Raw genomic sequence first — 18,431 nt, 5'->3', positions numbered from 1 at the left:
TTCCCAGAAAACTCTGAGGTACGTAGTTGCGCTTCAGCGCTCTTGCTAATCTCTGAAAAAAAGCGCCCAAATCAAAACAAAACTCTGAGGTACGTAGTTGCGCTTCAGCGCTCTTGCTTATCTATATAAAAGAGCGCTGAAGCGCAACAACATACCTGGTACGTAGTTGCGCTTCAGCGCTCTTGCTAATCTATGGAAAAGAGCGCTAAAGCGCAACTACATACCTGATTTACAAAATCTCGCGACCGAGATAAGATTGAAGAACTTCCGGCACTTTTACCGTCCCATCCGGCTGCTGGTAATTCTCCAAAATAGCCGCCATTGTCCGCCCCACAGCCAAACCGGAACCGTTGAGCGCGTGTACGAATTGAGTACCTTTTTTCCCCGCTTCTTTAAAGCGAATATTTGCCCGCCGCGCTTGGAAATCTGCCACATTGGAGCAACTCGAAATCTCGCGGTATTTGCCCGCAGAAGGCAGCCACACCTCTAAATCGTAGGTTTTTGCCGCCGCAAAACCTAAGTCGCCGGTACAAAGCTCGATCGCCCGATAAGGCAATTTCAGCGCCTGCAAAATACCCTCGGCATCCTGCACGAGCTTTTCGTGCTCAGCCTCAGAGGTACTCGGATGCACCAGTTTCACCAATTCCACCTTATTAAATTGGTGCAGTCGAATTAATCCCCGCGTATCCTTGCCGTAACTTCCGGCTTCCCGGCGAAAACAAGGAGTGAAAGAACAGTGATAAACTGGCAACTGTTCTGCTGTCAAGATTTCATCTCGATAAAGATTGACAACCGGAACTTCGGAAGTAGGAATTAGCCACAAATCATCCTGGCCACATTTAAAACTTTCCTCGGCAAATTTAGGTAATTGACCAGATGCTGTCAGAGATTCGGTGTTAACTAAAAGTGGGGGAATTACTTCTACATAACCAGCTTTTGTATGCCTATCTAGCATGAATTGAATAATCGCTCTTTCCAGGGCTGCACCGGCTCCAACTAAGGTTACAAAGCGGGGACTCGCGATTTTTACTGCCCGTTCAAAGTTGAGAATTCCTAATTTTTCGCCGATTTCCCAGTGGGGCAAAATATCGGGATTTTGGGGAATGTATTCGTCTCCCCAGCGCCGGATTTCGACGTTTTCATCTTCATTTTTGCCGATCGGAGTTGACTTACCGGGCAAGTTCGGCAGTGGCAACAATAGAGCTTCTATCTGAGCTTTTAAGTCTTTTTCCTGTGCTTGCAATTCGTTCGACTGCGTGCCGACTTCGTTACCTTCTGCTTGCAAAGTTTGAATTTCGGGAGATTCGAGGGGTAAACCCGATTTTCTTTTTTGCCCGATGAGTTTGGCTATTTCGTTGCTGCGGGCTTGCAGTTGCGATCGCTTACCTTCGAGCTCCCGCTGCTGTTTGTCTAGTTGCAGAATTGGCTCGATTTCGTAGTTGCCTCCGCGAGTGTTGAGGCACTCTTGTACGGCTTGCGGATTTTCTCGGATTAATTTGAGGTCTAGCACGGATTTATTTTAAATAATAGGACTTGCCGATCGCCAACCCGATTTCTGGAAAAATATCGGCTTTCGCGAGCATAAATCTACCAATCTACAGGCTTTCTGAGGATTTTTGCGTCTGTCCTATCTTAGGTTAACAGCGACAATGCGATCGGACATACAAGCTTTGGCAATCATTTAGCACCTCAAATATAATTTATTCTCATCGAAAAAACTGCGTTGGTGTCACCCATGATGGGTGACACCCCACAAAAGGATGCTATACTAACCACATTAGTAGATGCACCCTGATAATTTTCTCCCCTAACCAGCGATGTTTAGGGGCTTTTTGTTTTTTGGGCGACATGAAAGCCGAGACGGGGGTTTGCTGTGCGGAGGTGGCACCCGTCAAAGGTACGTTGTTGCGCTTAAGCGCTTCGTCATATATAAAGAGCGCCCAAGCGCAACAACTTTATACCCCGATCGAGCAAAGCCCGCTTTCTTATATATTTAAATAGCGCCCAAGCGCAACAACGTACCAGTAAGATTGTCGGTATTTAATTAGCGATTTTTCATGGATCCACACCCTACGACTTCTGGCATTCAACCAGCCGATGCGGGTTTTGTTTGTACAGACGCGGTTTCAACTGCCGAGTCTTCTTACTTGTGGTGTTTCCTAGAAATATTTTCCAGCGAAGGCGGGATTCAATCCTACATTCAAGACATCCTGAAAGCTTACCTGTCACTAAGCGCAGCCAAAAACTTTCCGCCACAAGCAGAAATTTTGTTGTTGCGAGATTCTCCAGATTGTCACAATCCCTTCGAGTCCAAAAATCTCAAATTTTCTTACTTAAAAACTCATCCTGCTTGGCTTGGCCGTTTTAAGTTTGCCGCCAAATTGCTAACTTGCTTGGTGCAAAAACGACCTCAACGGGTTTTCTGCGGTCACATCAAACTTGCACCGCTCATTAAAACATTATGCCAGCCGTTGGGAATTCCCTATACGATTTTAACTTACGGCAAGGAAGTTTGGGAAACACTTCCGCTAAAATATCAAATAGCAATGAGACAGGCTGACAGTATTTGGACGATTAGCCGGTACACGCGCGATTCCCTACGGGATAGCTTCGCTTCACGCACTTGCGAACTCAACAACTTAAATCCCGACAAATTCCAAATAGTACCTTGTACTGTAGATGAAAAAATATTTACTATCGGCCCCAAACCGCTGCATTTATTAGAAAAATACGATCTGGTTGGCGCTAAAATATTGATGACTGTAGCTAGATTGCGATCGACTGATAGTTACAAAGGCGTCGATGTCACAATTCAAGCTTTGCCAGAAATTGCCAAAAGTTTTCCCAATGTGAAATACTTAGTAATTGGACGCGGGGACGATCGCCCTAGATTAGCAAAACTCGCCTTCAGTTTGGGAGTTGCCGAAAGAGTTATATTTGCGGGTTTTGTACCGACAGAAGACTTAGCAGCACATTATCAGTTAGCCGATGCCTATGTAATGCCCTCCCAGGAAGGCTTCGGTATAGTGTATTTGGAAGCTCTAGCTTGCGGAATACCAGTCCTCGCCGGGGACGCGGACGGCTCGGCAGATCCGCTGCAAGATGGTAAACTGGGATGGCGAGTTCCTCGCCGAGATCCGGCAGCAGTAGCGGTTGCTTGTGTGGAAATGCTTCAAGGAAAGGATCGAAGGTGCGATCGACCTTGGTTGAGGGAACAAACCCTAGCAAGATTTAGTTTTGAATCGCTGTGTGAATCCTTAACAAAGGATTTTTCAACCTTCTGACTCTGATTAACTTGTAACGTAGAGAGCGGTTTCTGCGTGTACAATAGAAAGATTAACTCGATCGACCGCCTGAATTTCTAAGTAGGATGTAGTTACGCCTACCTGAAAAGACATCAAAGGAGACCACCGTGAACCAAGGCACCCCCAAAATCTCTTTAAACCTACCCCGTATTAGCAATTGGCTGATATTGCTGGGCATCGCCTGCGTGTTGGTGTCAATTGGTTTGGGTTGGGTAGTTAAATCATTTTTGATTGTAGTAGGTTTGTTGCTGCTGACTCCTGTGGTAGGATTTTTCGCGCTTCAGTGGTGGCTGAAACGCAATTTAATTGAAGACAAGTGTCCTGTTTGTCAGTACGAATTCACAGCTTTAAATCAAACTCAGTTTCAGTGTGCTAATTGTGGCGAACCTTTGAAAATAGAGGAAGGTCATTTTAGCCGTTTGACGCCGCCCGGTACGATCGATGTTACCGCAGTTGAAGTGTCATCAGTCCAACAGTTAGAAGATTAGTTATTAGTCATTAGTTAGAGGTTAGTAGTGAGGACTTCAGTCCGCATCAAACAAGAGAGGACTAAAGTCCTCACTACGAACGAGGTTAGTAGTGAGGACTTCAGTCCGCATCAAATAAGAAGGACTAAAGTCCTCACTACGAACGAGGTTAGTAGTGAGGACTTCAGTCCGCATCAAATAAGAAGGACTAAAGTCCTCACTACGAACGAATGTGATTGAGGCGATTTAAGATAATATTATTTTTCCAAACGCACTGCGTACCACTGCAAAAATTTTCCCGGCCCGACATCTAATTCACAATAAGTATCAATTAAATATTTAGCTTGTTCTTCCACCGAAGAGAATTTGAGTACATCCTGCGGCAAATCTTCGTGTTCTCGGGATAAGACCGCTTTCAGCTTTTCTAATAATTCCACCGCCGTCAAAAACTGCTCCGGCTGGTTTGTTTCTAATACCACAAAGTTGTCTTCGTCATACAGTGACATAGTTTTAAAGGTTGAGGTTAATTATTTCTAAAGTTTCCGGCAGTTAAGCTAGTCAAAGTATAAACTCTTAATTACAATTTTTTGGGCCCGGGCTCGAACGTGTTAAAATAGAACAACATCAGAATTCCTACCGGATTACCGTTATTAACTTAGTTGTTAACCGGGTTGTCAACAGATCCGCCACAGCATTTCTGAGGAAATTTGTCAAGTGCAAATTTGTCAACTGTCCAATAGTCAAGAAATATTCGATCGACCTTTATCTAATTATAACTGGCACTATACATTCCCATGATCACATCTACCACTTCAACCCCTGCGGCGCGCAAGCCCTCGAAATCAGAAGGTCTCAAAGAACGCAGCAACTATTTACGAGAACCCGTTGCGACTGAACTGTTACAAGAAACAACCCACTTCACCGAAGACGGGATTCAGATTCTCAAATTTCACGGCTCGTACCAGCAAGACAATCGAGACAATCGAGTTAAAGGACAAGAAAAAGACTATCAGTTCATGCTCCGCACCCGCAATCCCGGCGGGTTAGTTCCTCCCCAGCTATTTTTGGCGCTAGACAAGCTATCAGAAGAATACGGCAACCACACGCTGCGCGTCACAACCCGCCAAGGTTTCCAAATTCACGGCGTGCTGAAAAAAAATCTTAAAGCAGTGTTTTCCTCAATTATTAAAAATATGGGGTCAACCTTGGGAGCTTGCGGCGACTTGAACCGCAACGTCATGGCACCGCCAGCACCTTACAAAAATCGCCCAGAATACCAGTATGCTTTGCAATACGCCAACAATGTCGCCGATTTGCTGACACCGCAAACCGGTGCTTATTACGAAATTTGGCTTGATGGCGAAAAGGCTATTTCGGCTGAGGAAGATCCCGCAGTTAAGGCCGCCAGACAGCAAAACGCGAACGGCACAATCTTTGGTGAGGACAAGGAAGAGCCGATTTACGGCGAGCATTATATGCCTCGCAAGTTCAAGTGTTCGGTTACTGTACCGGGAGATAATTCAATTGACTTGTACTCTCAGGATTTGAGCTTGGTGGTAATTACCAATGAAGCTGGCGAGTTGCAAGGTTTTGACGTGTTTGCCGGTGGCGGTTTGGGCCGCACTCACAATAAAGAAGAAACTTTTGCTCGGGTTGCGGACGAGATTTGCTATGTTGCCAAGGATGATGTTTACAATTTGGTCAAGGCAATTGTAGCAACACAAAGAGATTTTGGCGATCGCACAGACAGACGCCACGCCCGACTCAAGTACCTGATTAACGACAAAGGCGTCAAATGGTTCCAAGAAAAAGTAGCCGAATATTTTGGCAAACCCCTAGAAGCATTTAAACCGCTGCCTGAGTGGAAGTATTTTGATTTCTTGGGCTGGCACGAACAAGGCGACGGCAAGCTGTTTGTCGGCATTTCCGTAGAAAACGGCCGGATTAAGGATGAAGGCTCGTTTAAGCTAAAAACGGCTTTGCGGGAAATCGTGCAGAAGTACAATGTGCCCCTGCTGGTGACACCGCACCAAAACGTCACGATTTACGATATTTCCCCAGATATCAAATCAGAAATTCAGGGAATACTCGATCGCAGCGGCATTAAAGCAGAAACTGCGATCGATCCTTTGGTACGCTATGCGATGGCGTGTCCGGCCATGCCGACGTGCGGGCTGGCAATTACCGAATCCGAGCGCGTGATTCCCAGCATTTTAGAGCGGATTCGGGCGAGTTTGACCAAAGTTGGCTTACCAGACGAGCATTTTGTAGTGCGGATGACGGGTTGCCCCAATGGATGCGCTCGTCCTTATATGGCAGAATTGGGTTTTGTCGGGAGTTCCCCGGAATCCTACCAGATTTGGCTGGGCGGTTCTCCCTCACAGACGCGGCTGGCAAAACCAATTGAGGAAAAGCTGCACGTCAATGATTTTGAAGCTTTTCTGGAGCCAATTTTTGTTTATTTCAAGCAAAAACGGCAACAAAGCGAGAGTTTTGGCGATTTTTGCGATCGCGTTGGGTTAGAATCTATCCGTCAATTTGTAACCAATCACCAATCTGCTGACTCGATGACAACTGAGATTAATGATTTAGATGTTACGTCTAGTAACGGCGATGAAAACGAGACTGCCACTGCTGGCGGTGGCAAAGTCCGCCGTCGAATCAGCGTCCGCGATGAAATCTACAACCAGCTAAAGGAAGAAGCAGCCCGTCAGGGCAAGCCAATCACCCAGCTAGCTACAGAGGCAATTTCCACTTATTTGAAGAAGATTAAGGAGGAAGGATAAGCGGATTTTCGATTGTCAATTTTCGATCGCATCAGATAAACCTCACACAAAATTAATATAAGGGCAAAGCATTTGCAGACAAAAGCTTGGATTTGTCAAATAATTCCGGTTGTAAATGCTTTGCCTTTATGATTTCTGAACAGCTTTCTTGGTTCGTAGTAAGGACTTTAGTCCTAATTGACTAAAAGTCACACCCAGGGTTGAAGTCCTCACTACAAACGCAAGAGAAAGGACTGAAGTCCTCACTACAAACGCAAGAGAAAGGACTGAAGTCCTTACTACAAACGCAAGAGAAAGGACTGAAGTCCTCACTACAAACCTAAAGTCTCGTTTCTTCCTCTGCGTTCTCTGCGTTCTCTGCGGTTAAAAGAAATAAATCTAATAGAAAACGAGCAATCTAAAATTCAATGTCTCAATTACAAAGATTAGCAATAAATCCCGCTCAAATGTGCGATCGCACCATCAACCTAACCGTCGAACAACAGCATTATCTACATCGAGTGTTGCGATTAAACCAGGGCGATCGATTTATAGCAATGGACGGCCGAGGACATTGGTGGTCAGCAGTCCTAGAAGCTCAGGAAACAGGGTTAATTGCGTCAATAACAGAGGAAATAGCTGTTAACAGGGAGCTCCCAGCCACAGTAACTTTGATTGCTGCATTGCCCAAGGGAAACGGGTTTGACGAGGTTGTGAGACAAGCGGTGGAGTTGGGAGTGACAAATATTGTACCCGTGACGAGCGATCGCACTTTGCTCAAACCGAGTCCTCAAAAAGTCGATCGTTGGAGAAGAATTGCTGCGGAGGCCGCCGAACAGTCGGAACGTCAAATTGTGCCGACGGTTTTAGAACCTATTCCCTTTGATTTGGCTGTCAGCGATTGCTGTCAAAAACATCGATTTATTTGTGTTGCTCGCGGGGACAATCGCCATTTGTGGGATTGTTTGATTGGTAATTTAGAACCCCCCCAGCCCCCCTTGCTAAGGGGGGAGCAAGATGGGGAAAAACCCCCCCAGCCCCCCTTAATAAGGGGCGAGCAAGATTATCGGGGAGAATTATCGATCGTCATAGCTATTGGCCCGGAGGGTGGCTGGACTGATGGAGAAGTGGAAAGGGCGATCGAGTTTGGTTTTGAACCTGTTTCTTTGGGTAGGAGAATATTGAGAGCGGTAACAGCACCAATGGTGGCTTTATCCTTGGTAGGAGCCGCTTTTGAAAAGTACCCATCCCAAAAAATATTTCCCTGAAGTGCTAGATATGATAAACGAAGCTAAAATGTCAATGACTCATTAGGCATAAAACTAAAATGTTAAAATCAGTAAAGGGTATATATCGAGACGGCAAAGTTGTGTTATTGGAAACTCCGGGCGACTTAACTGAAGGGAAAGTTATCGTTACTTTTCTGGCAGAATCAGGATTAGTAGAGCTGCAATCTCGCGGTATCGATCGGCAACAAGCAGGAGATTTACGGGTAAGGTTGAGCAGGTTTGCAGAGGATTGGGAACGACCTGAAATGGATGCTTACGATGCTTTATAGGCGAGGTGATGTAGTGCTGGCTCTATTTCCCAATGCTGATTTGCGGACTGCGAAACGCCGTCCAGTTTTGATAGTTCAAGCTGACAATCTAGGGACTGGTTTAAAACAAACTATTACGGCGATGATTACTAGCAATTTAGCTCGTGCAGGACACCCAAGCCGGGTTTTTGTTTCCCTAGCTACACCGGAAGGCCAGCAAACACGATTGTTAGCTGATTCCGTAATCATGACAGACAATCTGGTGACGCTTCTAGAAGTTGAAATCGATCGCAAAATTGGTACTTGGTCAAATATGGCGAGAGTAGATGCAGCTATCAAATATACTTTGGCAATCCCATCGACAGGGCGAACAGCCAAATATAAAAAAAAGTTTTAAATTTATTATATCAAATCTGTCTTGTGTTAAGAGAATTCGTAAAATAGGTGTTTAAGGGCAATGAAAAGAAAATTAAGGAAAAGCCGATCGCACTTTTGGTCAATCGCGCTTTTGACAATGTTAGCTACAACATCAGTTTTCGCACAATCTGAGCACTCTGCGATCGCTCAACAGATTAATTGCGATCGGCCCCAAGGAGACGTAGAAGCCAGAACCTGTATTCGGTTGAGGTACGAAGCCGAAGACAAGCGACTGAATGAAGTTTACAAACAACTGATTGCTAAGTTGAGCAAGGAAGAGAAAGCCCTACTTGCGGAAGCACAATTAGGATGGATTAAACAGCGAGATAATACCTGCGAGTTTCAAGTGTATAGAAATCGCGGTGGTAGTCACTTTTCAGGTTTTTTGAATGAGTGCTTGGAGCGAGCTACCAAACAGCGTACAGCCGAATTAGAGAAATATTTACAGAGATAAACAATGATGAAAAGGCGATCGCTACTCTTTCGGAATCATTCATTTCTCTCTCCTCTCTCTGTGCATTCTCTGCGTCCTCTGTGGTTAAATAATTCCGTATCCATCGCACTTTTAGCAATAATCGGTACAACATCAATTTTGGCACAATCTGGACATTCTGTCATAGCTCAACAACTAAATTGCGATCGACCTCAAACCGAGGTAGAATCGAAAGCCTGTATTGGGTTGAGGTATGAAGCCGCAGACAAGAGACTCAATGATGTTTATAAACAACTGGCTGCTAAATTGAGCAAGGAAGAGAGAACCCTGCTCTCACAATCACAATTAGGGTGGATTAAACAACGAGATAATACTTGCGAGGTTGAAGTATATAGAAATCGCGGTGGTAGCGGGTTTCAAGGCTTTCTGAATGAGTGTTTGGAGCGAGCTACCAAACAGCGTACAGCCGAATTAGAGAAATATTTACAGAGATAAACAATGATGAAAAGGCGATCGCACTTAAGCTTCACAATCAACTTACTAATTTTTAGTGTAGCTTCTCTCCCACTCTTAGCCCAATCCATACCCACAATTCAAAGCCTCCCCAACGGCGACTATTTTTACGGACAAGCAGGCGAAGCAAATAAGATTGGTACAGAGTACATATTCCTACGCAAAGCCAGTAACACCGTTACAGCATTTGCTTACACGAGAAATACTGGAAATAGATCTTGTTTTAGAGGTACAGTTCAATCAAACACTATTACCAATGGCACATACATTTCATTTGAAGAAGGCGAACACGAAGAGCCTAAATTTTCTCAATTTGCATCTCTGGATTTAAGTAGTTTTCAGAGACTTAACGGTTCAGATACTCAGGTGAATGGCAGACAACGGCTGACACAATGTATCGAGTTATTCGAGGAAAAGAATAAACTGCAAAATCCAACTAAACCTCAATAGTAACAAAGATTAATTTTCCGACATCCGCGTTAATCTGCGCGCATCTGTGATTATAATAATAATCTAAAAACCGGAGGATAATTCTTGAAAATGCGATCGCCCACAATCACCGCCATTATCTCAGCAGTCTTCGCAACCGCCAGCATCCCAGCGGTTTTAGCCCAAGCCCAGCCAGCCGCCGAAATCTACACCGACAAAAATTGTCGCCGCAACCAACAACTACCAAAACTTGAAAGATACACTATCTTCTCCAGAAACGAATTCACAACTAACGGTCAAAAATATTGGTTTTACAGCGCCCGCTATCAGGATGGAGGGGTTGTTCTATGTATGTCAAAACCAAATTTTGACCAACCAAAAGCTTTAAATCAACCCAAAATACAAGCAAATTTTATTGATAAAATAGTCCGAGATCCCAAAAACCAAACGGCTTTTATCATCACAGTCAGAGAAGGAAACGGTCTTGATACACCCATGACCAATTATGGCTTAGATTTCAAAAATGTCGATCGACCAAAACTCACCTCCCTTTCCCTCCTACAGCAACGCGGAACCCTCAAAGACGGCGACCCCAGCCTTCCCAACGGCAGCTTCTACCGCGAACACAGCTTCCAAGGAAGTGCCAATCAATCCATCACCATCGACCTCAAAAGCAGATCCTTCGAGCACTTCATCACACTCATCGCACCCAGCGGCAACAAAATTGCAGATATCAAAGCCGTTCGCGTCAACAACCGAGAAACCCAAATAACCGCCAAGTTACCCAGTAGCGGTACTTACAAAATAGTTGTTCAAGGACTCGATCGCACCAGCAAAGGTTCATATACCTTAAGCATTAATTCCAATCAATTGTAAGGGGAGCATCTCAATGAATGCAAAAAATATTTCTTTTGACAGTCTCATTTGTAGTAGGGTGCGTCAGACACTTTTGGCTACCCACCTGAAAATTAGGCTCCTCGCTGACGCACCCTACAATATCTACTCGCAGGGTATTAAAAGCAAAATACAGATGCACCCATTGTAACAAACACCAGCACAAATATTACAGTTTTTGAATTTGACTGCTTTTGAAAACGCGATCGACAGTCACGTCTAATTCAGGAAAAGCTGGAGAAATAATGCGATCGCAGCCTGTAAACCTCTCAACCTGGTAAGCCCCATCTACTAGACGGTAAACAAAAATGCTAGCAACTTTTGGATTACCCAGATAATATCTAGATGCGATCGCCAAAAAATCCACAATCCAATACTCAAAAATACCCAACCGTTGATATTCATCTAACTTATCAACATAATCATCTTCCCAATTTGTTGACACCACCTCAACCGCTAACTGAATCGGTTCCCTTAAAGCACCATAAGCTAATACATTGCTATTCCACAAACAGCCGCTTACCACCCCAACATCAGGATTCCTACCTTGTTCTTGTCCCCCAGCCGTCACAGTTCTAATTCGGATGTCCTTATCAACGATGTAATCAAGTCCTAAACGTTCGTTTTCTCCATCAAAACACTTGACCAGATAGCGCGCCACATTTTTATGAGCTCTTGTTGCGTCCACCTCGACGATTTCTCCGTTTACAAGTTCGTAGATGCCATAACCATCGGGGTACTGTTCGAGGAAATCCTCAAAAGTAAGTTTAACTGCTGTTAGCACCATAACTCAAACTTTTTGATACTTGTGCTTTCATTCTAATCATTTTTAAGTGAATTTCAACGAACCGTTAAGCAAAATCAAAAACAGTGGCAAAACCGATCGAACATCAGCCAAGATAGAAACACACCCATTCCCCCAACCGCCATGACAGACATCCACCAAATAGCCACCGCCCTCGAAAGCCAAGACTACAAACAAGCCGCCCAACTCATCAAACAACTGCAAAAAGAATCCCCCGAAAATCCCTGGGTACAATACTACATTGGTCGTTACTACGAACTCACCAACAACCCCGACAAAGCCCAAACCACTTACAAACAAATACTCCGCGACATCACCAACCCCAAAATTGTTTCCCAGGCCCGCCAAGGCATTCAACGCATTGAAACCGCACAACAAAACCTCCGCCAACAAGCCATCGAAACTGCCAAAAACGACCCCAGCAGCCTAGAACCCGGACTCCTCATCCTCGAACCAGTGAGTCCCGAAGACAAACCCGCAGCCGTACAAAATATCAGCAGAATTTTCAAAATCGACGCCTACACAACCCGGATGCAAATCCAAAGCCGCGGCTGGAGACTCTACAAAACCGGCCCTATCGCCGAACTCCGAATTTATGGCCAAGAACTTCTCAACGCCGGAATTCCGGTATTTTGGGCAACCCTAGCCGACATTAAAAACATCCAAATTTTCCGAGTGCAACACTTCCAGTCTCTCTCTTCTCCAGCGGTTGTTTGTAAAGATAACCTAGATAGACTCGGTTCTATTGAATTTAATTGGTCAGAAGTCAGCCAGAGAGTAGAAGGATTGTTGCCAATGTTTATGGAAATCATGGACTACTCTCCCAACCGCAGAAACGAGCAATTTCGTCACAAAGAAATCACCCAAGATTACGCTCAAATCTGCGACTTGCACATTCCCAGCCGCAACTCCATTCTGCGAATTTGCGACCAAAGTTACGAATTTAAACAAGGCGTTGACTTCACTCAAAGTTCAGCAACTAGCGTAGCTTCACCGCAGTCAAACAACAAAACATCCAGAGTCAAAAAATCCCCACAAATGCCTCAAAGTACCACCAGAATTAACTGGAATCATTTGCTAGAAATATTTGACCAACAGCTTGACGTTACAGTTTGGTCGGAATTTACTCCCTTTGCGGAGACAGTTCTCGATTACACGCATATGTTAAGCAAAATCGAATCTCATGTAGATGTAGAGCGCAAATCCGAAACTCCTTGGGACTCGGCTTTCCAGCTATACAGCGGGTTAGCCTTTCTCAGACACCCAGGAAATAGAGAATAAAAAAAAGAGTTAAAAATTAAAAATGAGGAATCCCATCTTAAAATTTTTAACTCCAGCATTTGGAATTATCCAATTCCCAATTCCTGATTGCACCGAATTTCCTACTTGGTTTTCACCTGACGAGCCATTTCCCGGAAATTGTTCATGCTTGGGCCTGGGGTGCGACGATTTGCAGTTGGTGTCGGCATTAAATTGTTAGGAGCAAAAGTCAGAACAGGTTGAGCTTGACTCGGCACTTTGCCGTTAGTTGCAGCAGCAGGTACTTTTGCAGGTTCCGAAGTCTTAGCAGCACTAGCGACTGGTTCTTTTTCTGTCTTGGATTTTTTCTCTGTTTTAGCTTTCTTCGCTGGTTCAGACTTCTCGGACTTGACAGCCTCAGCCTCAACTTTTGCTGGTGCTACAGCAGCCTCAACTTTTGCTGGTGCAACCTTCGCAGGTGCTTTATCCGAAGATTCGCCCAAATCTAGGAAATATTCAGACTTTTTCAAGCCCAACAGTCCCGCGAAAAAGCCAAAAATACCACCGAAGAAATTTTTGATAAAACCAAACATTAGACTTACTCCTTTTGTTTTTTTAGAGAAATATGTACCAGTTTGTCAACAAAGTTAGATTACGAGCTAAGGCAACTTTTGTCTACATTTCTTAATCAAAATTTACATTTTTTGATTAAAAATGCAGAGCTTCTAGTAATTTTTACTCAGTAATGCCAGTTTTAACTTTGCACTTATTTACGATTATCTCAGAATTTATGACTGATTTGCTATTGGCTCGCGATACCTAGATCCGATTCGCTAGCTGTCCTAGTAGGGGTCAAACACCCTAGGGGAGTAATTTATGCTGTAATCGGCAAGCAATTTTCTTTTCAAATGAACAGTTCGCTCGATCGCAATCCCGTCATCCTCATCCACGGCATCTGGGACACCAAGACTATTTTTAACAAAATGTCCGCCCACCTCACTCAACTTGGATGGTGTGTCCACAGCCTCAACCTCACCCCCAACGACGGCAGCCTCGGCCTCGACTCCCTAGCCAAGCAACTGGCAGACTACATTTCTGAGACGTTCGATCCAGAACAGGCGATCGACATAGTAGGCTACAGCATGGGAGGCATCGTCAGCCGCTACTACGTCCAGCGACTCGGAGGCATTAACCGAGTCCAGCGTTTCATCACCATATCTTCCCCCCACAAAGGAACCCTCACCGCCTATTCCCTGCCCCTACCAGGATACCTGGATATGCGCCCCGATAGTGGCTTGTTGCGCGATTTGAACCAAGATGTAACCGTACTCAAACGCATAAATTTTACATCTATGTGGACGCCCTTTGACATCATGATTTTACCGTCGCACAGCTCCCAAATGCCAGTAGGGAAAGAAGTTAAAATCAACGTAATGCTGCACCGCCAAATGGTGACAGAATCCCAAAGTATTAACGCATTAGTAGAAGAACTAAAAGCACCGATTAAAAATAAAGTTCCCACTTAAAAATGAATAGCAATTTCAGCAGCAATCGAGTCTTGCTAGTTCACGAAATTTTCAGGAAATCATTTTTTTTTACAAAATGTCTGCCTACCTAAGAAATTTAGTAGTAGGGTGCGCCAGAATAGAGATTCTCAGTTACATAGCACTTGCGTTACTGACCAAAGATCGGGATTAAGTCTTAGGTAAGTTGTTGCGCTTGGGCGCTCCATATAATATAAGAGCGCCCAAGCGCAACAACGTACCTTACTAAACTGCATCGCCGACTTCAGCGTATTCGCTGCGGCCAAAAATTGCTTCAGCTTCGCAGTAATACTTGAACTCCAGTATATTGTGGAAAGGGTCTTCTAAGAAGAAAGTGCGGTGTTCTGTGGGCAAACCGACAAATCGCCGTCTCGGTTCTTGATAGAAATTCAAGTTGTTTTGCTGGGCTTTTTCTAACAACCCTTCCCAGTCAGCTTCGTTGGTAAAAATTAACCCAAAATGCCGGGGATAGATACCTCGCTGAGGTGTCAAAGGTTCGCGGCTGACGTGGGCGACTATTTGATGGCCGCACATACCCATAATCGCCGAATTCGGTGATTCGCGACCTAATTCGCAGCCGAGCCCGTCTACGTAGAAGGCTTTGGTTCGATCGATATCTGTCACGGGGAAGGCAACATGAAATATGACTTGGCTCATGGAGGTACTAAATGCAGAATTCAGAATTGTTCTTTAATTATTTATCTTGGTCTAATCCTTGGCTGGTGGCGATCGCCCTGAATACATTTTTACTCGCGATCGCCACCCTTGCTCCCAAAAAATTGCTTACTCCGGCTGGACAACTCCACGGTTGGCTGCTGGGTGTCATCATCTGGGGCAGTTTGGGATGGCAAGGCTATGCTGTGGTCATGTTCTACTTTCTGGTCGGATCTGGAGTTACCCGCATCGGCAAAGCCCAAAAAGAAGCTGAAGGTATTGCCGAAAAGCGTTCCGGAGCCCGAGGCCCGGAAAATGTCTGGGGTTCGGCTTTAACGGCTACTCTTTGTGCTGTGGCAGTTTTGGCATTATGTATTTTCCGAGACACAGGTTTAGGAGACACAGGCGGTATTTTAGGAGACACAGGCATCTTGCCTGTGCCACAAGATGCTATTTTGCCTGTGTCACAAGATGTGATTTCCTTGTTGTTGCTGGGCTATGCGGCGAGTTTGGCCACCAAACTTTCCGATACCTGTGCTAGCGAAATCGGCAAAGCTTACGGGAAGCATACGTTTTTGATTACTACCTTGCAGCCTGTACCTAGGGGTACGGAAGGGGCAGTAAGTTTGGAAGGAACGATCGCAGGTATTGTCGGATCGATCCTGATTGCTCTTGTGAGTTGGGCTGTGGGTGTAATTGACTTGACAGGAATTGTTTTTTGTGTTGTTGCAGCTTTTGTTGCTACGAACATCGAGAGCGTGATTGGTGCGACGGTGCAATCAAAGTTTGAGTGGCTAACGAACGAGGTAGTGAATTTTTTCAATACACTCATCGGAGCGATCGCAGCGATCGTCCTAGCCTCCGCTTGGAGAACTTTTTTCGCTTAGTCAATCCTGGAGGCGATCGCGACCCAAGAAACCGGGTTTTTGACAAAAATTCCAGGCATTAACGCATTATTGTCGTAAAAAACCCGGTTTCTGCGCCCAAAAACATTAGTTATTAATCCTTAGTCATTAGTTTCAAGCGATCGACCAATGACCAATGACCAATAACTACTGACCAATGACCAATGACCAATAACTACTGACCAATAACTACTGACCAATAACTACTGACTACTGACTACTGACTACTGACTACTGTCAACTGTCAACTGTCAACTGTCAACTGTCAACTGTCAACTGTCAACTGACTAATCGTCGTCTTTTGGCCCAAAAACCATTTGTACAATCATCGTTGGTTCGCCCCGCTTGTGATAGCGATCGGCCCAATTACGAATAATTTCATCTAATTCCTCAACAGCCTGTTCTAGCCGTTCCGCTGGAACATCCAAAGTCTCCATAACTCGCATCACCTTCGGTTGTTTTTCCGCCCAATCCTTCATCAGTCGGAAATATCTAGCCGTATCCTCCACCATCGTAAAAGTGCGCTCTTCCTGTTCTGCGGGAGAGTAAGTAGCGCGGGTGAGGGCATAAAAAGGCATTCCCCAAGGAGAGTCAATGCGAGTCACGGTTCCGGAATAGATCAAGCGGCGCTTGATGTGTTCTGCTAGAGCTTCGCTTAAAGGCATTCGCCTTTCTGCTGACATTTCTTCTTGCGATCGTCTATGCAGAAACTCGATCAATTCCATAAACTGAAAAGAATTGATCAATTGAGCATCAGGTGGATTGGGAGGAATCTTGCCTTCGAGATATTTTTTCTCATCCGCCGTCAAGCTGTTTCCCGGAATCCGAGGGCGTCCCGGAACCCAAGGATACTGTTCCAGCCAGACATAAGGAAACTGAATCAAATATCTAGGTTCTTGGGAACCCAGCATTTTCAGCAATTTTCCCTTGGTCAGAGCTTCCCGGACTTCCTCGACGATCACTTTCACCCGTTTAGGCTCAATGTGATGCAAGTGTCCGGTCATCCGCAGGTTGTTTTCCTGCTCCATATAGGTCATATAAATGGCACACTTAGCTGCCGTTGCAGCCGCGTCTAGAAACGCTCCGTGCCTGTGTCCGCTGGTTCTCATGGCGCTAAACGCCAGATATAGCATGATCTGATCCATTGCACTGGGGCTCAGGCTTTTGACCAGATCTAAAGAGTCATTTTTCATAAAAACACTAGGTAAGTGGGAAACGAGCGAGTCTTTAGAGCTGAGAGGAAAACGACCTGGCGATTTCAATCGCCTTGAATCTTTCCATTACCGCCTTGGGGTTGTAAGGGTCCGGTGTACTTTTGTAATGTACTTTCGATGGGACAATTACCACCTCAAACCTTACAACCGGCGATCGCATAATGTTTGCTCCTGATGGAGCCTAAGAAAGCGGGGTAATGTTCGCTTCGCCAATGTTATAAGAGCTTGTGAGGCTTGCAGCACTGTCTCAGTGACTTTAAGACTGTTTAACTACAAGCGACAGAGCGGAAAACTAGCGTCGCATTCAAGGAGTGTCCTGACTCAAATAACGTAGACCTCGAAAGTCTGAGGCCCGTCAGTACAGCTTGCTCGATTACTCTTACAAGCTCAGTGGCGTTGATTCCCTGAGTTACTGACAATCTCCGAAATAGTAAAACTTGGAGGCATCTTTTCATCCTCCATAAAAAAATATTGCGAGACCGCCGAATCAAGCATAGCCGACAGTCGCCGGAAAGCTTGGCAGCTACCCTAAGATTCAGGCAGATTAATTTTCCTGAGGTCACTCGGGCCTTAGCTTAAAGGCGATCGACACCGAATAAGTGGTTCTTATTGGCGAATTTAAGTCGAGAGCGGCACCCTCTGCACTTAGGGTGTCTATATATAAGTTTAGTTATCGCACGTTAATTATAGTGCAGCGATTAAAAATTAAACCCCACCTGTGGGGGGAAAACGTAAAGAACTATTGCGATAGTCAGAATTTGAGGCGACTTAGAGAGGGGGAGCATTTTCAATACAAAACCGCCACCTACGAGAATATATCTCTACGTAGATGGCAGCTCCAGTTTATATTGTGACATTTGTTACAAAAAAAATCTTCTAGGGAGTATCAATAAAAAGTGCAGTGGCCTGACGAACCTGACAAACTATAAATCCCAGAAAATCAGATCGATCGACACGGGCGACCTCGAAACCAGCCTCGAAACTAGAAACAAGTCAGTTGCGGAACTAGCTTTCTGGCAATGCGATCGAAATTATTATAGTGCCTGAGTGTCAGTGTTGACCTGCATCAAATCATACCGTCCGGTGCCTCTGCGGGGAGCGCGATCTCCTCTTTGTTGAGTTTGCGCTGATAACATATATTGAGCTGTAGAAGTTTCTAGCTGTGCGGCTGGGGATTCTATGGATAGACCGGCGGTAGCACTCAAGCTAAGGCCCAACAGGCTGAGCAAAGCAATTGCAGGGTAGTTTTTCATGGGTAGTATCTGTATCAGTGTCTATTTACAGATACGGACTTTTCCCTTGCTCATCAG

General features: G+C 45.0%; 20 protein-coding genes. 13 read left to right on the top strand and 7 right to left on the bottom strand.

Annotation, left to right across the window (positions count from 1 at the left end; all coding sequences use genetic code 11):
* Positions 1–229 precede the first annotated feature (229 nt).
* On the bottom strand, positions 230–1,510 hold the full coding sequence (gene serS, locus QZ918_RS07120; protein WP_293332815.1) for a serine--tRNA ligase: 1,281 nt from the start codon (positions 1,508–1,510) through the stop codon (positions 230–232).
* Positions 1,511–2,057: 547 nt separating this feature from the next.
* Between serS and QZ918_RS07115 the strand changes: the two genes are divergently transcribed.
* Entirely contained in the window at positions 2,058–3,284 is a 1,227-nt protein-coding gene (locus tag QZ918_RS07115; RefSeq protein WP_293332813.1) for a glycosyltransferase family 4 protein, read from the top strand.
* Between the two features lie 128 nt (positions 3,285–3,412).
* Positions 3,413–3,793 carry a hypothetical protein gene (locus QZ918_RS07110; RefSeq protein WP_293153860.1) on the top strand — a complete coding sequence of 127 codons (381 nt, stop codon included), beginning with the start codon at positions 3,413–3,415 and terminating at the stop codon, positions 3,791–3,793.
* A 236-nt stretch (positions 3,794–4,029) separates the two neighbouring features.
* Here the strand turns inward: QZ918_RS07110 and QZ918_RS07105 are convergent, their stop codons facing one another.
* Positions 4,030–4,278 (bottom strand): CRR7 family NDH-1 assembly protein, encoded by a 249-nt coding sequence (locus QZ918_RS07105; protein ID WP_293332811.1) that lies wholly within the window; start codon positions 4,276–4,278, stop codon positions 4,030–4,032.
* A gap of 288 nt (positions 4,279–4,566) precedes the next feature.
* On the opposite strand from QZ918_RS07105, the gene sir reads away from it, so the two are divergent.
* From sir to QZ918_RS07065, 8 genes are all read left to right on the top strand, one after another.
* Positions 4,567–6,558, top strand: a complete 1,992-nt coding sequence (gene sir, locus QZ918_RS07100; RefSeq protein ID WP_293332809.1) for a sulfite reductase, ferredoxin dependent — start codon at positions 4,567–4,569, stop codon at positions 6,556–6,558.
* Positions 6,559–6,965: 407 nt separating this feature from the next.
* On the top strand, positions 6,966–7,805 hold the full coding sequence (locus QZ918_RS07095; protein WP_293332807.1) for an RsmE family RNA methyltransferase: 840 nt from the start codon (positions 6,966–6,968) through the stop codon (positions 7,803–7,805).
* A 59-nt stretch (positions 7,806–7,864) separates the two neighbouring features.
* Complete coding sequence (locus QZ918_RS07090; RefSeq protein ID WP_293153847.1) at positions 7,865–8,095, top strand: hypothetical protein; 231 nt, start codon at positions 7,865–7,867, stop codon at positions 8,093–8,095.
* Positions 8,085–8,471, top strand: a complete 387-nt coding sequence (locus QZ918_RS07085) for a type II toxin-antitoxin system PemK/MazF family toxin (RefSeq protein WP_293332805.1) — start codon at positions 8,085–8,087, stop codon at positions 8,469–8,471. The genes QZ918_RS07090 and QZ918_RS07085 overlap by 11 nt, the downstream gene beginning before the upstream one ends.
* A gap of 117 nt (positions 8,472–8,588) precedes the next feature.
* Positions 8,589–8,945 carry a lysozyme inhibitor LprI family protein gene (locus tag QZ918_RS07080; RefSeq protein ID WP_293332803.1) on the top strand — a complete coding sequence of 119 codons (357 nt, stop codon included), beginning with the start codon at positions 8,589–8,591 and terminating at the stop codon, positions 8,943–8,945.
* A 3-nt stretch (positions 8,946–8,948) separates the two neighbouring features.
* Complete coding sequence (locus QZ918_RS07075) at positions 8,949–9,419, top strand: lysozyme inhibitor LprI family protein (protein ID WP_293332801.1); 471 nt, start codon at positions 8,949–8,951, stop codon at positions 9,417–9,419.
* A 3-nt stretch (positions 9,420–9,422) separates the two neighbouring features.
* Positions 9,423–9,887, top strand: coding sequence for a hypothetical protein (locus QZ918_RS07070; protein ID WP_293332799.1), 465 nt, complete (start codon positions 9,423–9,425; stop codon positions 9,885–9,887).
* A gap of 90 nt (positions 9,888–9,977) precedes the next feature.
* Entirely contained in the window at positions 9,978–10,742 is a 765-nt protein-coding gene (locus QZ918_RS07065; protein WP_293332797.1) for a PPC domain-containing protein, read from the top strand.
* A gap of 187 nt (positions 10,743–10,929) precedes the next feature.
* Here QZ918_RS07065 and QZ918_RS07060 read toward each other — a convergent pair whose 3' ends face one another.
* Positions 10,930–11,547 (bottom strand): Uma2 family endonuclease, encoded by a 618-nt coding sequence (locus tag QZ918_RS07060; protein ID WP_293332795.1) that lies wholly within the window; start codon positions 11,545–11,547, stop codon positions 10,930–10,932.
* A gap of 141 nt (positions 11,548–11,688) precedes the next feature.
* On the opposite strand from QZ918_RS07060, the gene QZ918_RS07055 reads away from it, so the two are divergent.
* Complete coding sequence (locus QZ918_RS07055; RefSeq protein ID WP_293332793.1) at positions 11,689–12,846, top strand: tetratricopeptide repeat protein; 1,158 nt, start codon at positions 11,689–11,691, stop codon at positions 12,844–12,846.
* A 101-nt stretch (positions 12,847–12,947) separates the two neighbouring features.
* Here the strand turns inward: QZ918_RS07055 and QZ918_RS07050 are convergent, their stop codons facing one another.
* The gene (locus QZ918_RS07050; RefSeq protein WP_293332791.1) at positions 12,948–13,397 is read right to left on the bottom strand and encodes a flagellar biosynthesis protein FlhF; all 450 of its coding nucleotides are present in this window, start codon (positions 13,395–13,397) and stop codon (positions 12,948–12,950) included.
* 315 nt (positions 13,398–13,712) lie between these two features.
* On the opposite strand from QZ918_RS07050, the gene QZ918_RS07045 reads away from it, so the two are divergent.
* Positions 13,713–14,330, top strand: coding sequence for an esterase/lipase family protein (locus QZ918_RS07045; RefSeq protein ID WP_293332789.1), 618 nt, complete (start codon positions 13,713–13,715; stop codon positions 14,328–14,330).
* 243 nt (positions 14,331–14,573) lie between these two features.
* On the opposite strand, the gene QZ918_RS07040 is transcribed toward QZ918_RS07045, so the two are convergent.
* A complete protein-coding gene (locus QZ918_RS07040; RefSeq protein ID WP_293332787.1) occupies positions 14,574–15,005 on the bottom strand; it encodes a VOC family protein in 432 nt (143 codons plus the stop codon).
* A gap of 11 nt (positions 15,006–15,016) precedes the next feature.
* On the opposite strand from QZ918_RS07040, the gene QZ918_RS07035 reads away from it, so the two are divergent.
* Entirely contained in the window at positions 15,017–15,889 is an 873-nt protein-coding gene (locus QZ918_RS07035) for a DUF92 domain-containing protein (RefSeq protein ID WP_293332785.1), read from the top strand.
* A gap of 305 nt (positions 15,890–16,194) precedes the next feature.
* On the opposite strand, the gene hetR is transcribed toward QZ918_RS07035, so the two are convergent.
* Positions 16,195–17,100: a heterocyst differentiation master regulator HetR gene (gene hetR / locus QZ918_RS07030; RefSeq protein WP_293153995.1), complete on the bottom strand. Its 906-nt coding sequence runs from the start codon at positions 17,098–17,100 to the stop codon at positions 16,195–16,197.
* Positions 17,101–18,155: 1,055 nt separating this feature from the next.
* Positions 18,156–18,374, bottom strand: coding sequence for a hypothetical protein (locus QZ918_RS07025; protein ID WP_293153814.1), 219 nt, complete (start codon positions 18,372–18,374; stop codon positions 18,156–18,158).
* Positions 18,375–18,431 lie beyond the last annotated feature (57 nt).

The sequence above is a fragment of the Microcoleus sp. CAWBG58 genome (genome assembly GCF_020883045.1).
Taxonomy (GTDB): Bacteria; Cyanobacteriota; Cyanobacteriia; order Cyanobacteriales; family Microcoleaceae; genus Microcoleus.
The sequence above is the reverse complement of the archived record's forward strand: the minus strand, read 5'-3'. Positions and strand labels throughout refer to the sequence as shown.

Coding starts and splice junctions, on each gene's coding strand:
- QZ918_RS07115 (WP_293332813.1), top strand. CDS start 2,058: ATGGATCCACACCCTACGACTTCTGGCATTCAACCAGCCGATGCGGGT.
- QZ918_RS07105 (WP_293332811.1), bottom strand. CDS start 4,278: ATGTCACTGTATGACGAAGACAACTTTGTGGTATTAGAAACAAACCAG.
- sir (WP_293332809.1), top strand. CDS start 4,567: ATGATCACATCTACCACTTCAACCCCTGCGGCGCGCAAGCCCTCGAAA.
- QZ918_RS07095 (WP_293332807.1), top strand. CDS start 6,966: ATGTCTCAATTACAAAGATTAGCAATAAATCCCGCTCAAATGTGCGAT.
- QZ918_RS07090 (WP_293153847.1), top strand. CDS start 7,865: ATGTTAAAATCAGTAAAGGGTATATATCGAGACGGCAAAGTTGTGTTA.
- QZ918_RS07085 (WP_293332805.1), top strand. CDS start 8,085: ATGCTTTATAGGCGAGGTGATGTAGTGCTGGCTCTATTTCCCAATGCT.
- QZ918_RS07080 (WP_293332803.1), top strand. CDS start 8,589: ATGTTAGCTACAACATCAGTTTTCGCACAATCTGAGCACTCTGCGATC.
- QZ918_RS07075 (WP_293332801.1), top strand. CDS start 8,949: ATGATGAAAAGGCGATCGCTACTCTTTCGGAATCATTCATTTCTCTCT.
- QZ918_RS07070 (WP_293332799.1), top strand. CDS start 9,423: ATGATGAAAAGGCGATCGCACTTAAGCTTCACAATCAACTTACTAATT.
- QZ918_RS07065 (WP_293332797.1), top strand. CDS start 9,978: ATGCGATCGCCCACAATCACCGCCATTATCTCAGCAGTCTTCGCAACC.
- QZ918_RS07060 (WP_293332795.1), bottom strand. CDS start 11,547: ATGGTGCTAACAGCAGTTAAACTTACTTTTGAGGATTTCCTCGAACAG.
- QZ918_RS07055 (WP_293332793.1), top strand. CDS start 11,689: ATGACAGACATCCACCAAATAGCCACCGCCCTCGAAAGCCAAGACTAC.
- QZ918_RS07050 (WP_293332791.1), bottom strand. CDS start 13,397: ATGTTTGGTTTTATCAAAAATTTCTTCGGTGGTATTTTTGGCTTTTTC.
- QZ918_RS07045 (WP_293332789.1), top strand. CDS start 13,713: ATGAACAGTTCGCTCGATCGCAATCCCGTCATCCTCATCCACGGCATC.
- QZ918_RS07040 (WP_293332787.1), bottom strand. CDS start 15,005: ATGAGCCAAGTCATATTTCATGTTGCCTTCCCCGTGACAGATATCGAT.
- QZ918_RS07035 (WP_293332785.1), top strand. CDS start 15,017: ATGCAGAATTCAGAATTGTTCTTTAATTATTTATCTTGGTCTAATCCT.
- hetR (WP_293153995.1), bottom strand. CDS start 17,100: ATGAAAAATGACTCTTTAGATCTGGTCAAAAGCCTGAGCCCCAGTGCA.
- QZ918_RS07025 (WP_293153814.1), bottom strand. CDS start 18,374: ATGAAAAACTACCCTGCAATTGCTTTGCTCAGCCTGTTGGGCCTTAGC.